Annotated in this window: 23 protein-coding genes; 3 read left to right on the top strand and 20 right to left on the bottom strand. The window is 64.7% G+C overall.

Going from position 1 to position 15,157, the window contains the following annotated elements:
- Positions 1–88: 88 nt before the first annotated feature.
- The 4 genes from ACAM55_RS01510 to ACAM55_RS01495 are packed head-to-tail and all read right to left on the bottom strand — an operon-like array spanning position 89 to position 2,601.
- Positions 89–358 (bottom strand): HPr family phosphocarrier protein, encoded by a 270-nt coding sequence (locus tag ACAM55_RS01510; RefSeq protein WP_369654350.1) that lies wholly within the window; start codon positions 356–358, stop codon positions 89–91.
- On the bottom strand, positions 327–782 hold the full coding sequence (locus tag ACAM55_RS01505; protein ID WP_055807946.1) for a PTS sugar transporter subunit IIA: 456 nt from the start codon (positions 780–782) through the stop codon (positions 327–329). Before ACAM55_RS01505 ends, ACAM55_RS01510 begins: the two co-directional genes overlap by 32 nt.
- A complete protein-coding gene (locus ACAM55_RS01500) occupies positions 779–2,041 on the bottom strand; it encodes an MFS transporter (protein WP_369656483.1) in 1,263 nt (420 codons plus the stop codon). The genes ACAM55_RS01505 and ACAM55_RS01500 overlap by 4 nt, the downstream gene beginning before the upstream one ends.
- A gap of 14 nt (positions 2,042–2,055) precedes the next feature.
- Positions 2,056–2,601: a hypothetical protein gene (locus ACAM55_RS01495; protein ID WP_369654349.1), complete on the bottom strand. Its 546-nt coding sequence runs from the start codon at positions 2,599–2,601 to the stop codon at positions 2,056–2,058.
- A 91-nt stretch (positions 2,602–2,692) separates the two neighbouring features.
- Here ACAM55_RS01495 and ACAM55_RS01490 point away from each other — a divergent pair, with 91 nt between their 5' ends.
- On the top strand, positions 2,693–3,190 hold the full coding sequence (locus tag ACAM55_RS01490) for a TlpA disulfide reductase family protein (protein WP_369654348.1): 498 nt from the start codon (positions 2,693–2,695) through the stop codon (positions 3,188–3,190).
- A 177-nt stretch (positions 3,191–3,367) separates the two neighbouring features.
- On the opposite strand, the gene ACAM55_RS01485 is transcribed toward ACAM55_RS01490, so the two are convergent.
- Positions 3,368–3,814 (bottom strand): cytochrome c, encoded by a 447-nt coding sequence (locus ACAM55_RS01485; protein WP_369654347.1) that lies wholly within the window; start codon positions 3,812–3,814, stop codon positions 3,368–3,370.
- Positions 3,815–3,971: 157 nt separating this feature from the next.
- Between ACAM55_RS01485 and ACAM55_RS01480 the strand changes: the two genes are divergently transcribed.
- A complete protein-coding gene (locus ACAM55_RS01480) occupies positions 3,972–4,691 on the top strand; it encodes a cytochrome b/b6 domain-containing protein (RefSeq protein WP_369654346.1) in 720 nt (239 codons plus the stop codon).
- Complete coding sequence (locus ACAM55_RS01475) at positions 4,688–5,275, top strand: GNAT family N-acetyltransferase (protein ID WP_369654345.1); 588 nt, start codon at positions 4,688–4,690, stop codon at positions 5,273–5,275. Before ACAM55_RS01480 ends, ACAM55_RS01475 begins: the two co-directional genes overlap by 4 nt.
- Here the strand turns inward: ACAM55_RS01475 and ACAM55_RS01470 are convergent.
- The 15 genes from ACAM55_RS01470 to tuf all read right to left on the bottom strand — a co-directional run bounded on the left by ACAM55_RS01470 (position 5,272) and on the right by tuf (position 14,972).
- Positions 5,272–5,778: a peroxiredoxin gene (locus ACAM55_RS01470; RefSeq protein ID WP_021012787.1), complete on the bottom strand. Its 507-nt coding sequence runs from the start codon at positions 5,776–5,778 to the stop codon at positions 5,272–5,274. The two genes, ACAM55_RS01475 and ACAM55_RS01470, sit on opposite strands and share 4 nt — an antisense overlap.
- A gap of 94 nt (positions 5,779–5,872) precedes the next feature.
- Positions 5,873–6,142 (bottom strand): 30S ribosomal protein S17, encoded by a 270-nt coding sequence (gene rpsQ, locus ACAM55_RS01465; RefSeq protein WP_015867662.1) that lies wholly within the window; start codon positions 6,140–6,142, stop codon positions 5,873–5,875.
- 9 nt (positions 6,143–6,151) lie between these two features.
- Complete coding sequence (gene rpmC / locus ACAM55_RS01460) at positions 6,152–6,361, bottom strand: 50S ribosomal protein L29 (RefSeq protein WP_026284221.1); 210 nt, start codon at positions 6,359–6,361, stop codon at positions 6,152–6,154.
- 55 nt (positions 6,362–6,416) lie between these two features.
- Positions 6,417–6,833 carry a 50S ribosomal protein L16 gene (gene rplP, locus ACAM55_RS01455; RefSeq protein WP_015867664.1) on the bottom strand — a complete coding sequence of 139 codons (417 nt, stop codon included), beginning with the start codon at positions 6,831–6,833 and terminating at the stop codon, positions 6,417–6,419.
- 28 nt (positions 6,834–6,861) lie between these two features.
- On the bottom strand, positions 6,862–7,788 hold the full coding sequence (gene rpsC / locus ACAM55_RS01450) for a 30S ribosomal protein S3 (protein ID WP_028259872.1): 927 nt from the start codon (positions 7,786–7,788) through the stop codon (positions 6,862–6,864).
- A 17-nt stretch (positions 7,789–7,805) separates the two neighbouring features.
- Positions 7,806–8,138 (bottom strand): 50S ribosomal protein L22, encoded by a 333-nt coding sequence (rplV, locus tag ACAM55_RS01445; protein WP_007838134.1) that lies wholly within the window; start codon positions 8,136–8,138, stop codon positions 7,806–7,808.
- Between the two features lie 9 nt (positions 8,139–8,147).
- Entirely contained in the window at positions 8,148–8,426 is a 279-nt protein-coding gene (gene rpsS, locus ACAM55_RS01440; RefSeq protein ID WP_007838132.1) for a 30S ribosomal protein S19, read from the bottom strand.
- Positions 8,427–8,436: 10 nt separating this feature from the next.
- On the bottom strand, positions 8,437–9,261 hold the full coding sequence (gene rplB / locus ACAM55_RS01435; protein ID WP_015867666.1) for a 50S ribosomal protein L2: 825 nt from the start codon (positions 9,259–9,261) through the stop codon (positions 8,437–8,439).
- A gap of 2 nt (positions 9,262–9,263) precedes the next feature.
- Positions 9,264–9,599 carry a 50S ribosomal protein L23 gene (gene rplW, locus ACAM55_RS01430; RefSeq protein ID WP_007838129.1) on the bottom strand — a complete coding sequence of 112 codons (336 nt, stop codon included), beginning with the start codon at positions 9,597–9,599 and terminating at the stop codon, positions 9,264–9,266.
- Positions 9,596–10,216: a 50S ribosomal protein L4 gene (gene rplD, locus ACAM55_RS01425; RefSeq protein ID WP_013543942.1), complete on the bottom strand. Its 621-nt coding sequence runs from the start codon at positions 10,214–10,216 to the stop codon at positions 9,596–9,598. Before rplD ends, rplW begins: the two co-directional genes overlap by 4 nt.
- Complete coding sequence (gene rplC / locus ACAM55_RS01420) at positions 10,216–10,896, bottom strand: 50S ribosomal protein L3 (RefSeq protein WP_157616207.1); 681 nt, start codon at positions 10,894–10,896, stop codon at positions 10,216–10,218. The genes rplD and rplC overlap by 1 nt, the downstream gene beginning before the upstream one ends.
- A gap of 243 nt (positions 10,897–11,139) precedes the next feature.
- Positions 11,140–11,682, bottom strand: coding sequence for a hypothetical protein (locus ACAM55_RS01415; RefSeq protein WP_369654344.1), 543 nt, complete (start codon positions 11,680–11,682; stop codon positions 11,140–11,142).
- A 14-nt stretch (positions 11,683–11,696) separates the two neighbouring features.
- On the bottom strand, positions 11,697–13,286 hold the full coding sequence (locus ACAM55_RS01410) for a hypothetical protein (RefSeq protein ID WP_369654343.1): 1,590 nt from the start codon (positions 13,284–13,286) through the stop codon (positions 11,697–11,699).
- A 156-nt stretch (positions 13,287–13,442) separates the two neighbouring features.
- Positions 13,443–13,757, bottom strand: a complete 315-nt coding sequence (gene rpsJ, locus ACAM55_RS01405; protein ID WP_007838118.1) for a 30S ribosomal protein S10 — start codon at positions 13,755–13,757, stop codon at positions 13,443–13,445.
- A gap of 21 nt (positions 13,758–13,778) precedes the next feature.
- Positions 13,779–14,972, bottom strand: a complete 1,194-nt coding sequence (tuf, locus tag ACAM55_RS01400; RefSeq protein WP_369653460.1) for an elongation factor Tu — start codon at positions 14,970–14,972, stop codon at positions 13,779–13,781.
- Positions 14,973–15,157: the final 185 nt, after the last annotated feature.

Below are 15,157 nucleotides of genomic sequence, written 5' to 3'. Positions count from 1 at the left end.
TTCATCGGCCGCCGCAGGGCCGCGCCAGGGCGGCCGAGCCCTCTCGGGGAGCAACGACGACTTGCAGTGCCGAGCGTGGGGGCCACATTCATTCGCCTTCGCCGAACTTGTCGTTCATCAACCGGATGATGGCGTCCATCGCCTCGTCCTCCTGCTCGCCATTGGTCTCGAGCTCGACGGTCGAGCCGAGCCCGGCGGCCAGCATCATGACGCCCATGATGCTCTTGGCATTGATGCGGCGGTCGCCGCGCGAGAGCCACACTTCGCAGGGAAAGCTGCCTGCGATTTTGGTGAGCTTGGCCGATGCGCGTGCATGCAGGCCCAGCTTATTGCTGATGGTCACGGATTTCTTGATCACTGTGCTTTCTCTTCGCCTGATTCTGGGGTGCTGCCACGGCCACCTGCATGACACCGGCCGTGCCGCCCGCGATGGCGCGCTGGACCAGCGTTTCGAGCGGCTCGTGGCGGTAGGTGACCGCGCGCAGCAGCATCGGCAGGTTGACGCCCGCGACCAGCCGCGAGCGGACACCGTCCACCAGCTTCTGGGCCACGTTGCAGGGCGTTGCGCCGAACACGTCCGCCAGCACCAGCACCTGCGAACGCGGCGCATTGAGCTGCTGCTCCAGGGTGATGCGGGCGGCGGCCAGCGTTTCTTCGGGGGAGACGTTGGGCAGCACGTCGAGTGCGACGACGGCCTGCTCGCAGTCGGGGAACACATGCAGCGCGCACCGCCGCAGCGCCTGCGCGAACGGTGAGTGGGCGATGATGAGGATGCTGTTCATGCGGGTCGGAGGACTACGCGCCGATTATGCGGGGGCGCCCAAAGGAAGTAGATATATGACATAACGCAGCAGGCCAGCAAGACGGACAACGCGGCGCGGAACGACGCCAACGTGCCGAACCCGGCCCGGGTGAACAGGTCGATCAGCAGGCCGACGCCCCATTGCACGACGAAGACACCTGCGAAAACCACCAGGTTGTAGGCCGACAACGCGCGGCCCGCCAGGGCCGTCGGCAAAGCCAGCGCCACTGCAGGCTGCGCCAGCGTGACCACGGTAGTCGCGCATAAGAAGGCCGCCCAGGCCAGCGTTCCCGCTGCGGCGCCAGCTATCAAAATAAGAGCGAACACGAGCATTCCGAGCGGCAGCCCCCAGCTCAAAAGACGCGCGGCGGGAATGCCGCGTTGCGCCAGCCGCGGGTTGGCCACGCCCCAGAGCCAGTAGGTCGCAAGCAGCGCGATGCTGATCCAGAACAGCGCGCCGGCCGCCTGCTGGGGGGTGTAGCCCGCCACGCGCGTGAGCCACGGCACGACCCAGAGCGTCTGCATCGCGACGAAACCGCCGTAGTTGAAAAAGCCGATGGGCGCGAGCTTGCGAAAGAAAGGATCGCGAAACACCGCCGCGTAGCCGGCCTCTTCGCAATTGCCTGCCTTTTCGGCCTCATCCGCTGCGGCGTCGTCATTGCGCCACGCGGGCGCAGCCCAGGCGATCAGCGCCATCGACACCAGCACCGCTGCCGCCAACAGCCAGAACAGCGGCCGCCAGCCGAGGTACGGCATGAGCCACTGCACCGGCAGGGTCGCGCCGACGAGACCGGTGGAGCCGACCATCAGCATCCATGAATTGCTGCGCAGCTGCATCGGCGGCGTCAGCCAGCGCCGGTAGCCGGTGAGCGGCGCCATCAGGCAGGCGCTCACACCGACACCGGTCAGCACACGTGCGGCCAGCAGCAGCGAAAAATGCGTTGCCATCGAAAACAGCAGGCACCCGGCCACGGCGACCGACAGGAAGCAGACGATCACGCGCTTGGGACCATGGCGGTCGAGCCAGGTGCCCATGGGCAGTTGCGTGAGGGCGAAGCCCAGGAAGTAGCCACCGGCCAGCAAGCCGAGGTCGCGCGACTCGAGTGCGAACTCGGCAGTGAGGACGGGCGAGAGCGTGGCCGTGATGGCACGCACCAGCGTCGAGAAAAAGTAGGCGAAGGCAAAGGCCAGGAACACGGTGGCGATTCGCCGCCGCCCGGCGAGCAGGCCGCCGCCCATGGGGGTTGCCGCGCTCACGGGAGACGCAGCCCCTCGAAGAAAGTCTTCGCTGCCTCGGGGGACGAAGGCCGCCCGAGCACCGTGGCCTGGTAGAGCGCAACGCTGCCGTCTTTTTGGGATTGGGCGAACCAGAGCACCTGGACGGGCGCGGCGCCCTTTTGGGCCGGCTGCGCATCGAGCCGCGCTGGCGCGGGGGCCAAGGTGGCGCGTTGCAAGGCGGCGGCGCCTTCGGTCAGCTGCGCGTCGGCCAGCTGGCTGCGCATGGCCGCGCGCCACGCAGCGAGCCAGGCCTCGGCCTGCGCGGGGCTCCCGGCGGATGCATGGGCAATGGCAAAGGTCGCGCCCCCGGTCTCGCAACCCGCCATGTCGACCTGCACCGACTCGGCGCCGAGCGGCAAGGCACGGTTGGCGCGGTCGGGCTTGCAGGGCAGCAGGGCGACCAGGCCGGCATCGGCAATCGGCACCTCGCGCCAGTTGAAGGTCGGGCTGCAGGCTGCAAGCGCAACGGCGGCGGTGGCTGCGGACAGCGCAGGCCAGGAGCGGGAAACAGACGACAGCATCGGGGAACGATTATCGAGCCGCCCGGGGGCACGCCCCGGCACGATCCGCCCGGCGGAACTAAAATCGCGCCGCCCCTCTCTCTCAGTTGCCATGAAAAAATACATCGCCGTCGCCTCAGTCGTGCTTGCATTGGCCGCCGGCGTGGGCGTGTACCTGGGTTCGGGCGCCACGGCTGCGCCGGCCTCGACCTTCGTGCTGCTCGACGGAAGCAAGAAGAGCACGGATGACTTGAAGGGCAAGGTCACCCTGGTCAACTTCTGGGCCACGAGCTGTGTGACCTGCGTGGCCGAGATGCCGAAGGTCATCGCCACCTACGACAAGTACAAGTCGAAGGGCTACGACACGCTGGCGGTGGCCATGAGCTACGACCCGCCGAGCTACGTCGTCAACTTTGCCGAAACCCGCAAGCTGCCGTTCAAGGTGGCGATCGACAACACCGGCAGCGTGGCGCAGGCCTGGGGCGACGTGAAGCTCACGCCCACCACTTACCTGGTCAACAAGAAGGGCGAGATCGTGAAGCGCTACGTGGGCGAGCCCGATTTCGCCGAACTCCACAAGCTGATCGAGAAATTGCTCGCCGAGGCTTAGCCTTGGCTCGCCCCCAGGCTCCGCGCACTTCGTGTCGCTTCTCCCACCCCCTACCGGGGGCAACACCAGAGGTCCGGCAGAGCCGGTTCCCCGGTGTTTCTGGAAGGGGCAGGCGCGGCCGGTCTGGGCTGCCGGAAACCACGCTCCACTGAGCGCCTTTTGCCTTTCTGCGACGACTTACTGGTTGCGGAAGCTGTCGTGGCAGGCCTTGCAGCTCCCGGCGGTCGAGCCGAACTGGGCCTTGAGCGCGTCGATGTTGCCCGCCTTGGCCGCGACCACCAGCTTGCCGGTCTCGGCGATCATCTTGTCCTGGTGTTCCTTGAACTTCGCGGTTTCCTTCCAGACCTCGGGCTTGCTCTTGCCGCCCTCGGTTGCGGCGGCAAAACCGGCCCAGGGCAACTTGGCCATTTCGGCCACGATCTCGGCGTTGGCTGTGGCGGCCGCCGCGTCGTAGGGGACGCGGCCGTTGGCCATGGCACCGACACGGCTGAAATGCTGGCCCATCACGAACAGCGCGCTCTGGCGGTACTTGACGGCGTCCTCGGGCTTGGCGAACTGGGCCGCAGCCGGCAGGGAAATCGCGGCGCACGCAGCGGCCAGGGCGAACGAAGCAAGTCGAATCATCGGGGGGGTCCTTATAGTTGGTACGACACCGTCGAAAGCGGCGCCGCGCCGAGTGTAGAGGCACCGTTACAGCGCGCATAGCGACAACCCGAAGCATGAAGCCGGCCGGACTTTGCTAATCTGCGCCTTCCGCAGTTTTGCGCACCCAGCCTTCTCGATGACCGACTCCTCCGTGGCCTCCATGCCGGCCGCAGCGTCCGATCCCCCCGTCCGAGCACGCATCTGGGACCTGCCCACGCGGGTTTTCCACTGGACACTGAGCGCCGCCGTCGTCGGCCTGATCGCCACCGGCCTGGGCGGCGTGATGGAGTGGCACTTCCGCCTGGGCTACACGGTGCTCGCCTTGCTGCTGTTCCGCCTGTGCTGGGGCTTCGTGGGCGGGCGCTGGTCGCGTTTTGCCTCGTTCTTCTACGGCCCGGGCTCCGTCGTCGCATACCTGCGCGGGCGGGCCCACCCCCATCATGTGATCGGCCATACGCCGCTGGGCGCACTGTCGGTGTTCGCGGTGCTGGCGGTGCTTGCGGTGCAGGTGGGCACGGGGCTGGTGGCGGACGACGAGGTTTCGGCCGCGGGGCCGCTTACGCGCTTCGTTTCGAGTGCAGTGGTGAGCCTTGCAACCGGTTGGCACAAATCGCAAGGCAAGACGCTCATGATTGCGCTCGTGAGCCTGCATGTGCTGGCGGTGCTCTTCTATGTGCTGGTCAAGCGGCATCGCCTGGTGCGGCCCATGGTTTCGGGCGACAAGCTGATCACAGCGGCCGGTGCCGCAAGCCAGGTGACGCCAAGCCGCGATGACACCGCCTCGCGCGGGCTTGCGCTGGTGCTGTTCGCCATGTGTGCAGGCGTGGCGTACTGGATTGCGTCGCTGCGCGTATGAGTTCCTCGGTTTCGCGCCCCCTGCCGCTGGCCGACACGCCGGCCGTCGTGCTGTTGACGCCCGACGAACCTCATGAGATCGATGCAACGCGCGCGATCTTTCGCGACTACGCCGCTTCGCTGGGCATCGACCTGTGCTTCCAGAACTTCGACGACGAAGTGGCCGGCCTGCCGGGCGACTACGCGGAGCCGCGCGGCGCCCTGCTGCTCGCCCTGGTCGATCCGGCCCATATCAAGGAGGACACCGGACAGCAGGCGCCGACCCTCCTGCGATCCGGTGGAACGCTGGCGCACGTGGCCGGGTGCTGTGCCCTGCGCCCGCTCGACAATGCCGACTACGCCAATTGCGCGGAGATGAAGCGGCTGTACGTGCGGCCCGGCTTTCGCGGGCTCGGCGTCGGACGGCAACTTGCCGAAGCCATCCTCGATGCCGCGCGCGGCGCGGGCTATGCCTGCGTGCTGCTCGACACGCTGGACGACATGGAATCGGCCCGCGCGCTCTATGAAGACCTGGGCTTCGAGGAAGTGCCGCCCTACTATCACAACCCGATTGCGGGCGCGCACTACCTCAAGGTGGAGCTTTAGCCGCGGGCTTGCGCCAGCAGCGTCTCGGCGTTGCTGACCTCGAACTTGCCCGGTGCCTCGACGTTGAGCGAGGCAACCTTGCCGTCCTTCACGAGCATCGAATAGCGGTTGCTGCGCAGGCCCATGCCGCGGCCGGTCAGGTCGAGCGTGAGGCCGGTCGCCTTGGCGAAATCGGCGCTGCCGTCGGCCAGCATGCGCACCTTGGTGCCGGTCTTCTGGTCGCGTGCCCAGGCGCCCATCACGAAAGCGTCGTTCACGCTCACGCACCAGATCTCGTCCACGCCGGCGGCCTTGAAGTCGTCGAAGTGCTGCACATAGCCGGGCACGTGCTTGGCCGAGCAGGTCGGCGTGAAGGCGCCGGGCAGCGCGAACAGCGCAATGGTCTTGCCGGCCGTGGCCTTGCTCACGTCCACCGGGTTCGGGCCGATGCTGCAGCCTTCGCCCTCGACCTCGGAATATTCCTGCAGGGTTGCCGAAGGAAGGGTGTCGCCGACTTTGATCATCTGAGTGCTCCTGAAAAAGAAAAACGGCCCACATTGTGGGCCGTTTCCGGGTGGGTTGCCTTCGCGGGGCTTCCCGAGTTCGATCAACCAGTGATCAGACCAGCACGGCCTTCTCGACCAGGCGGGTCACGACCCAGTTCTTGGTCTTCGAGATCGGACGGCTTTCCGTGATCTCGATGGTGTCGCCCAGCTTGTACTCGCCCTTTTCGTCATGGGCGTGGTACTTGCTCGTCTTGGCCACGATCTTGCCGTAGAGCTCGTGCTTCACACGGCGCTCGACCAGCACGGTCACGGTCTTGGCACGCTTGTCGCTGACCACCTTGCCGATCAAGGTGCGCTTGAGGGATTTTTTAGCTTCCGTCATGTTCACTCCTTACTTGGCGGCTTGGGTTTCTTGCTGCTTCTGAGCAAGAATGGTCTTGGCGCGCGCGATGTCGCGGCGCGTCACGCGCAGCGTCGAGGTGTTCGACAGCTGTTGCGTGGCTTTCTGCATGCGCAGGCCGAAATGGGCCTTCTGCAGGTCCTTGATTTCAGCTTGCAGGCCTGCGACGTCCTTCGTGCGCAGGGTTGCAGCCTTGGTCACCTTGGCCGGAGCCGCAGTTTCTTTTTTCTTACGTGTTGCCATGGATGTTCTCCTCTCAGGCGCCGAGCTGGCGAGCGACGAACGTCGTGCGCAGCGGAAGCTTGGCGGCGGCCAGGCGGAACGCTTCGCGGGCGAGTTCTTCGGGCACGCCGACGATCTCGAACACGATCTTGCCAGGCTGGATTTCAGCGACGTAGTACTCGGGGTTGCCCTTACCGTTACCCATCCGCACTTCGGCGGGCTTGGTCGAGATCGGCTTGTCCGGGAACACGCGGATCCAGATACGGCCACCGCGCTTCACGTGACGCGAAATCGCGCGGCGAGCGGCTTCGATCTGGCGCGCCGTGAGGCGGCCGCGGTCGGTGCATTTGAGACCGAAGTCACCGAAGGCAACCGAGTTGCCCCGGGTTGCGACGCCGGTGTTGCGGCCCTTTTGTTCCTTGCGGAACTTTCTGCGTGCAGGTTGCAGCATTTTTAATACTCCGTAGTTCTAAGACCGATCACTCGGTCTTGGCACCGTCAGCTGCTGCAGCTGGCGCGGCTTTGCGGACGCGCTTAACGGCGGGTTTCGAGTCTGCACCCGGAGCAGCGGGAGCTGCGCCAGTGGCTTCTGCGGGCTTGTCGCTGCCGTCGGCCGGGGCGGTGTTGCCACCGATCGGGCCACGGGCACCGGCGCGCGGGCCGGGACCACGACGGTCCGAACCCGGACGGTCGCCACCCGGGCGGCCATCACGGCGCGGACCACGCGGACGACGCTCTTCGTCGGGACGCGGCGTTTCGACGGCCGGCAGGTCGTTACGACCCAGCGTGTCGCCCTTGTAGACCCAGACCTTGACGCCGATGACGCCGTAGGTGGTCTTGGCTTCCGAGGTGCCGTAGTCGATGTCGGCGCGCAGCGTGTGGAGGGGCACGCGACCTTCGCGATACCACTCGGTACGAGCGATTTCGATGCCGTTCAGGCGGCCAGCCGACATGATCTTGATGCCTTGGGCACCCAGACGCATGGCGTTCTGCATGGCGCGCTTCATGGCGCGGCGGAACATGATCCGCTTTTCGAGCTGCTGCGTGATGCTGTCGGCGATCAGCTGGGCATCGATTTCGGGCTTGCGCACTTCTTCGATGTTCACTGCCACCGGCACGCCGAGCTGCTTGCCCAGTTCGCGCTTGAGGTTCTCGATGTCTTCGCCCTTCTTGCCGATCACGACGCCCGGACGAGCCGAGTAGATCGTGATGCGTGCGTTCTTGGCGGGACGCTCGATCATGACGCGCGAGACCGAAGCGTTCTTCAGCTTCTTCTTCAGGTATTCGCGAACCTTGATGTCTTCGGCCAGCATGCCCGCGAAATCGCGGTCGCTTGCGTACCAGCGGCTGGACCAATTACGGGTAACCGCAAGGCGGAAGCCGGTCGGATGGATTTTCTGTCCCATATTTCTTCCAGGCGTTCTTAGTTGCCAACCGTCACGTACACATGGCACGTGGGCTTGCTGATGCGGTTACCGCGACCCTTGGCTCGCGCCGTGAAGCGCTTGAGCGTGGCACCTTGCTCGACGTAGATGGTCTTGACCTTCAGTTCGTCGATATCGGCGCCATCGTTGTGCTCGGCGTTGGCAATTGCCGACTCGAGCACCTTCTTGATGATCACAGCGGCCTTTTTCTGCGTGAATTGCAGAACGTTGAGCGCTTGATCAACCTTCTTGCCGCGGATCAGGTCAGCGACCAGACGGCCCTTGTCGACCGAGAGGCGGACACCGCGGAGGACTGCACGTGTTTCAGACATGGTCGTTCCTTACTTCTTCTGGACTTTCTTGTCCGCGGGGTGCCCCTTGAACGTGCGCGTGAGCGCAAATTCGCCGAGCTTGTGGCCGACCATTTGATCGGTAATGTAGACAGGCACGTGCTGCTTGCCGTTGTGCACGGCAATGGTCAGGCCGATGAACTCGGGCAGAACCATCGAGCGGCGCGACCAGGTCTTGATCGGCTTCTTGTCCTTCGTCGTCACAGCCTTGTCGGCCTTGGCCACGAGGTGATGGTCAACAAACGGACCCTTTTTGAGAGAGCGAGTCATTTGCTATCCCTTACTTCTTGCGGCGCGACACGATGAAGACCTGCGTGCGCTTGTTGTTACGGGTACGGTAGCCCTTGGTCAGGTTGCCCCATGGGTCGACAGGATGGCGGCCTTCGCCAGTCTTGCCTTCGCCACCACCGTGCGGGTGGTCGACCGGGTTCATCACCACACCGCGAACGGTCGGGCGAATACCCATGTGACGCTTCACACCGGCCTTGCCGAGTTGGCGCAGGCTGTGCTCTTCGTTCGCGACTTCACCGATGGTGGCGCGGCATTCGATGTGGATGCGGCGCACCTCACCCGAACGCATGCGGACCTGGGCGTAGACGCCTTCGCGAGCCAGCAGCGTGGCCGACGTGCCGGCCGAACGTGCGATCTGCGCGCCCTTGCCGGGTTGCAGTTCGATGCAGTGGATCGTCGAGCCGACCGGAATGTTGCGGATCGGCAGCGTGTTGCCGGCGCGGATCGGGGCTTCCGAACCGCTCAGCAGCGTGGCACCAGCCTCAAGACCGCGCGGGGCGATGATGTAGCGGCGCTCGCCGTCGGCGTAGCAGACCAGGGCGATGTGGGCGGTACGGTTCGGGTCGTATTCGATGCGTTCGACCTTGGCCGGGATGCCGTCCTTGTTGCGCACGAAGTCGACAACGCGGTAGTGGTGCTTGGCACCGCCGCCACGATGACGGATCGTGATGTGGCCGTTGTTGTTGCGGCCGGCCTTCTGGAACTGGGGTTCCAGCAGAGGCGCGTGAGGAGCACCCTTGAACAGGTGGTCCCGCGAAATCTTCACCGCGCCGCGTTGGCCCGGCGAAGTGGGTTTCATCTTGATGACGGCCATGATTAAGCGCCTTCCCCGACGAGGTTGAGCTCTTGACCGGGCTTCAGGGTCACATAGGCCTTGCGAACGTTGTCGCGGCGGCCGATGGACTTGCCAAAGCGCTTGGTCTTGCCCTTGGTGTTGAGCACCGACACGCCCTGGACTTCGACCTTGAACATCAGTTCGACAGCGGCCTTGATCTCGGGCTTGGTGGCGTCTTGCAGCACCTTGAAAGTGACAGCGTTCGACTTTTCGCCGACCATCGTTGCCTTTTCGGACACGATCGGGGCGACCAGCACCGCCATCAGGCGGCCTTCTTCGAACGTACGTTCAGCGGCGGTAGGGTTCACGCGGCTCATGCGAACATCTCCTTGAGCTTGTCGACGGCACCCTTGGTGACCAGCACCTTCTTGTAGTGGACCAGCGACACCGGATCGGCGTAGCGGGGTTCGACCACGAGAATGTTGACCAGATTGCGCGAGGCAAGGTACAGGTTTTCGTCGACTTCTTCGGCGATCACGAGCACGGACTCGAGATTCATTGCCTTGAAACGGGCTGCCAGCGGCTTCGTCTTGGGCGAATCCACGGTCAGCGAATCCACCACGGCCAGACGGCCTTCGCGAGCGAGCTGCGAGAAGATGGCGGCCATGCCGGCGCGGTACATCTTCTTGTTGATCTTCTGCGAGAAGTTTTCGTCAGGCATGTTCGGGAAAATCCGGCCACCCCCGCGCCACAGCGGCGAGGACGTCATACCGGCGCGGGCGCGGCCCGTTCCCTTTTGCTTGAAAGGCTTCTTGGTCGAGTGCTTGACCTGTTCGCGGTCCTTCTGGGCGCGCGTGCCTTGGCGGGCGTTGGCCTGGAATGCAACGACGATCTGGTGGACCAGGTCTTCGTTGTAGTCACGGCCGAACACGGTCTCGGGGGCGTCGTACTTCGACGCGGCCTGGCCTTGTTCGTTCAGGAGTTCGAGTTGCATTACTTCGCTCCTTCGGCCGCTTGCGGCTTGGCCTTGATGGCGGGACGCACGGTGACGAAGCCACCCTTTGCGCCCGGGATCGCGCCCTTGATGAGCAGCAGTTGACGCGCTTCGTCGATGCGGAACACATCGAGGTTCTGCGTGGTCTTGGTGACGTCGCCGAGGTGGCCCGTCATGCGCTTGCCGGGGAACACGCGACCGGGGTCCTGTGCCATACCGATCGAGCCGGGAACGTTGTGCGAACGGCTGTTACCGTGCGACGCGCGTTGCGAGCTCATGTTGTGGCGCTTGATGGTGCCGGCGTAGCCCTTGCCGATCGAGGTGCCTTGCACGTCGACCTTCTGGCCCACCGAGAACACGCTGCTCGCGGCGATGACGCCACCAGCCTTGTGCTGGCCGGCGGTGTCGGCGGTCACGCGGAATTCGCGGATGATTTCACCAGCTTCGACACCCGCCTTGGCGAGGTGGCCGGCTTGCGGCTTGGTCACGCGCGATGCTTTGCGCGAACCGAACGTCACTTGCAGTGCGACGTAGCCGTCGGTCTCTTGCGACTTGATCTGGGTCACACGGTTGTTGGACACATCCACCACCGTGACAGGAACTGCGTCCCCGTCATCGGTGAAGAGACGCATCATCCCCACCTTGCGGCCCAGCAACCCGAGGGAGTTGCTCAGACTCATTTGTTTTCTCCAAAAATGGAAACTCCCCTCGCCGCTGCCACTTCAATTGGCGACAGCGTTTGGCCGGTCCCTGAAGGTGCCCGGCCTGCGAAAGAAGGTTGATAAATCTCCGCTCCCATGGCGTCCGCATAGACGCAAGAAGGGCGGAGCCAGCGATTATAGCCCGCGATGCGGGCGCAGTGCAAGCAGCGTTGCGAAGCGGCCCCAGGGCGTGTTCAGCCCCGGAGCGGGCCTGCGTTTTACCTATTTCACCGGCATCGTGATGATGCCGTCACCGCCCGGCGTGGGCTTCATCTCGCCTGGGGATTTCAGGGCGGGCGCCGCCATTCCGGTCTGGATGGGGACCGAAATCGCGCTCGAGGCGCCGCCCTGGATGATGAACACATTGAGGTAGGCCAGGCCTTCGGCCTCGCTCACCACGACGACGGTGGCCGTGGTTCGCTTGCCCGCCGGCAGCCTCAGCGTGCTGTTGCCCTGGAGCGTCAGCCCGCGGTCGGCACTCAGGCGGACCGTGGCGCCCTCAGCCTCGGTCACGTCATCGAACTGCAGCACGACGGGCGTTGCCCGGCCCACTTGCGGCGTGGCGTCGAGGCGGTATTGGAGCTTGACTCCGGAACTTCCGGGCTTTTGCGGTGCGGTGGTCATGGGCGCGGTGCCGTGCTGCGCCCCCGCATGCTTGGGCTTGGCGCTGCGCGCCGCAGGGTCGCCGTCCGCCGCGGCCGGCGCCGACAACGAGGCCAGCGCGAGGTATGCGATGGCCATCATCGAGTTCGATCGGATGTGCATGGCGGCCTTTACTGCTACTGGATGGAGACGTTGAAGCATGTGTCCGTATTGTTGAGGTCCGTCACTGCAAGAACGTACTCGCCAGCCGACAGGCTGACCGTATTGCTTTCTCGAGCAATGAATCCGCCTCTGAAGAGGTCGAAATCGGGATTCGACCCGGCCTGACCTCCGTTGACCACGATCTGGTAGCTGCGGCTGGCAGGCGCGGTGAAGCGAAGGTAGGAGAAGCTGCCCAGCTTGTTGTCGGTACCGGCCGAATTGGAAACGCAGGCCTGGGTCGGCGCGCCGCCGACGGTCGCGACCCTGTACATCGGAAGCGTGATCGCGATTCCGCCATCGTTCGTCTCCGCGCCGCCGTAGGGATCGTTGCCCGTTGCGTGGATGTCCTGCCCGGCGAGCAAGGTTGCCAGCGATGCGGCGCTCGTCGGCGCCGTCGCATTGAAGGCCGCCGCGAACGGATGAATCGATGTGACGGCGGCGCCGCTCCTGAAGAGGATTCCGGTCAGGGTGTCATGGATCGGCTTGAAACCGACCTGTTGATTGAGATTCCAGAAAATCGACTGGATCGAAGGCTCGCGGTACCAGCCCGGCGTCGTCGCGGCGCCGGCAGCGAGGTCGATGTTGATGCTGAACTGCGGCGCCGCCTGCTGGGGGCCGCCCGAGTCGACATAGTTTCGACGTCCGAGCGCGATGCCCGACCAGGCGTTGCCCCAGCCCTCGGAGAAGGCAAGCCGGCGATCGAGGCGCTGGCTCTGCGAATGGGAACCACCCATCGAATCGTCGCGGCTGAAGGCCGATTGGTAGTAATGGCCCCATTCATGCGCGATCACCGAATTGTCGTATTCGTCGGTATCCACGTCTTCCTTGCCGAGCACATAGATTTCGCGGCCGCTGCTTCTGTTGACGAAGAAAGTCGTGCCGATCTGCCCTGCCGCGACACTGCCGGGAGACGGCGCGTTGTTGATGCTCCAGTACACGCGCAGCACCGGAAACGCCGTGGCCGGGGCGACCGACATCACCTTCTGCATGGCGGCGTAGATCGCATCGAGTACCGCAAAAGGCGCTGCCGCCCGATCGCCGGTATAGCTCGAGCCGCCCCAGCCCGACGGCGCATGGATGTCGCGCACCAGCGCCACCGCACCCGACGAGAAAGCGGGGGTCTGCATGCTGTACAGCGCGCCGGACCGGGTGTTGTCACGCACCGTCACATCCCAGCTTGCGCCCGGCCCGCTGCGGGCCAATTGGGCCTTGACGCGCACGGCGACTGCCGTGTTTGCAGGCACAGACACCGAATAGGCGCCGTTGTCGTCTGTGGTCGCCGCGGCCAGCTGCGCGGAGGTTGCCGCATCGAGCACTTCCAGCAGCGCGCCGCGCACCGGCTTGGGCGCGGCGCTGGCATAAACCAGCGTGCCATCCGGGTTCGGAACCGATTCATATGTGGCCGTACCGCTCAGCGTCACCGCGCTCGCCGCCCCAGAAACTGTCGGCAAAAAGGGCAGGCCACCGCCGCCTCCTCCGCCCCCACCACCGCCGCAGCCGACCAGCAGCGATGCGGCCGTGATGCACGCCATCACACCCGACACAAAAGAGATGCCCTGTCTCATGCTGTGCTGCCCTCGTTTGACGCTGACCAATGCCTCTCCACGGGATGGAAGGGCCGCCGCCCCGGCGAGGATGCCACATCCGTGCGACAAAAAACAAAGCCCGCCTGCATTTCTGCAGTCGGGCTTCATCAACAACGCGGCGCGAGGCCGCGGTGCTTATTGCAGCTTGATTTCGACGTCCACGCCGGCCGGCAGGTCGAGCTTCATCAGCGCGTCCACGGTCTTGTCGGTCGGGTCGACGATGTCCATCAGGCGCTGGTGCGTGCGGATTTCGAGCTGGTCGCGCGACGTCTTGTTGACGTGCGGCGAACGCAGGATGTCGAAACGCTTCATGCGGGTCGGCAGGGGCACGGGGCCCTTGACGATCGCGCCGGTGCGCTTGGCGGTGTCCACAATTTCAGCGGCCGACTGGTCGATGAGCTTGTAGTCGAACGCCTTCAGGCGGATGCGGATTTTTTGCTTGGTGGCCATGATGATTCCTTTGCGTCCGGCTTAGATGTCGAGGATCTTGGCCACGACGCCCGAACCCACGGTGCGGCCGCCTTCACGGATGGCGAAGCGCAGGCCTTCTTCCATCGCGATCGGGTTGATCAGCTTCACGGTGATGCTGACGTTGTCGCCAGGCATGACCATTTCCTTGTCCTTGGGCAACTCGATCGCGCCGGTCACGTCCGTCGTGCGGAAGTAGAACTGCGGACGGTAGTTGTTGAAGAACGGCGTGTGACGGCCACCTTCGTCCTTGGACAGCACATAGACTTCAGCGGTGAAGTGGGTGTGCGGCTTGATCGAACCCGGCTTGCACAGCACTTGGCCGCGCTCGACTTCTTCGCGCTTGGTGCCGCGCAGCAGCACGCCGACGTTGTCGCCCGCCTGGCCTTGGTCCAGCAGCTTGCGGAACATTTCCACGCCGGTGCAGGTGGTCTTGACGGTCGGGCGGATGCCCACGATCTCGATTTCCTCGCCGACCTTGATCACGCCGCGCTCGACAGCGCCGGTCACCACGGTGCCGCGGCCGGAGATCGAGAACACGTCTTCGACGGGCATCAGGAAGGTGCCGTCCACGGCGCGCTCAGGCGTCGGGATGTAGGTGTCGAGGGCCTCGGCCAGCTTCATGATGGCCTGCTCGCCCAGGGGACCCTTGTCGCCTTCCAGGGCGAGCTTGGCCGAGCCGTGGATGATGGGGGTGTCGTCGCCCGGGAACTCGTACTTGTCCAGGAGTTCGCGCACTTCCATTTCGACCAGCTCGAGCAGTTCGGCGTCGTCGACCATGTCGCACTTGTTCAGGAACACGATGATGTAGCCCACGCCGACCTGACGGGCCAGCAGGATGTGCTCGCGGGTCTGGGGCATCGGGCCGTCGGCGGCCGAGCACACCAGGATGGCGCCGTCCATCTGGGCAGCGCCGGTGATCATGTTCTTAACGTAGTCGGCGTGGCCGGGGCAGTCCACGTGTGCGTAGTGGCGGTTGGCCGTCTCGTACTCGACGTGGGCGGTGTTGATGGTGATGCCGCGGGCCTTTTCTTCGGGCGCCGCGTCGATCTGGTCGTAGGCCTTGGCTTCGCCGCCGAACTTGCTCGACAGCACCGTGGCGATGGCCGCCGTCAGCGTGGTCTTGCCGTGGTCGACGTGACCGATCGTGCCCACGTTCACGTGCGGCTTGGTGCGGGTGAATTTACCTTTTGCCATTTTTCAATCCTTGAAAGAGCATTCCCGTGTATTGGTTTTATGTCTGCACCCGATTGCTGGTTCGCCCCGCACGGGAACAGGGCGGCACCGGATCGCAGACAAGAGGGGACGCGCACTGCGCGTCCCGACATTCTTTTCAATCAGTTGGGGACAGAGCAAATTTGCTGCGCAAATCCTGGCCTGTC

This window comes from Variovorax sp. V213, from assembly GCF_041154455.1.
Taxonomy (GTDB): Bacteria; Pseudomonadota; Gammaproteobacteria; order Burkholderiales; family Burkholderiaceae_C; genus Variovorax.
This window is presented reverse-complemented; position numbering and strand designations above follow the sequence as displayed.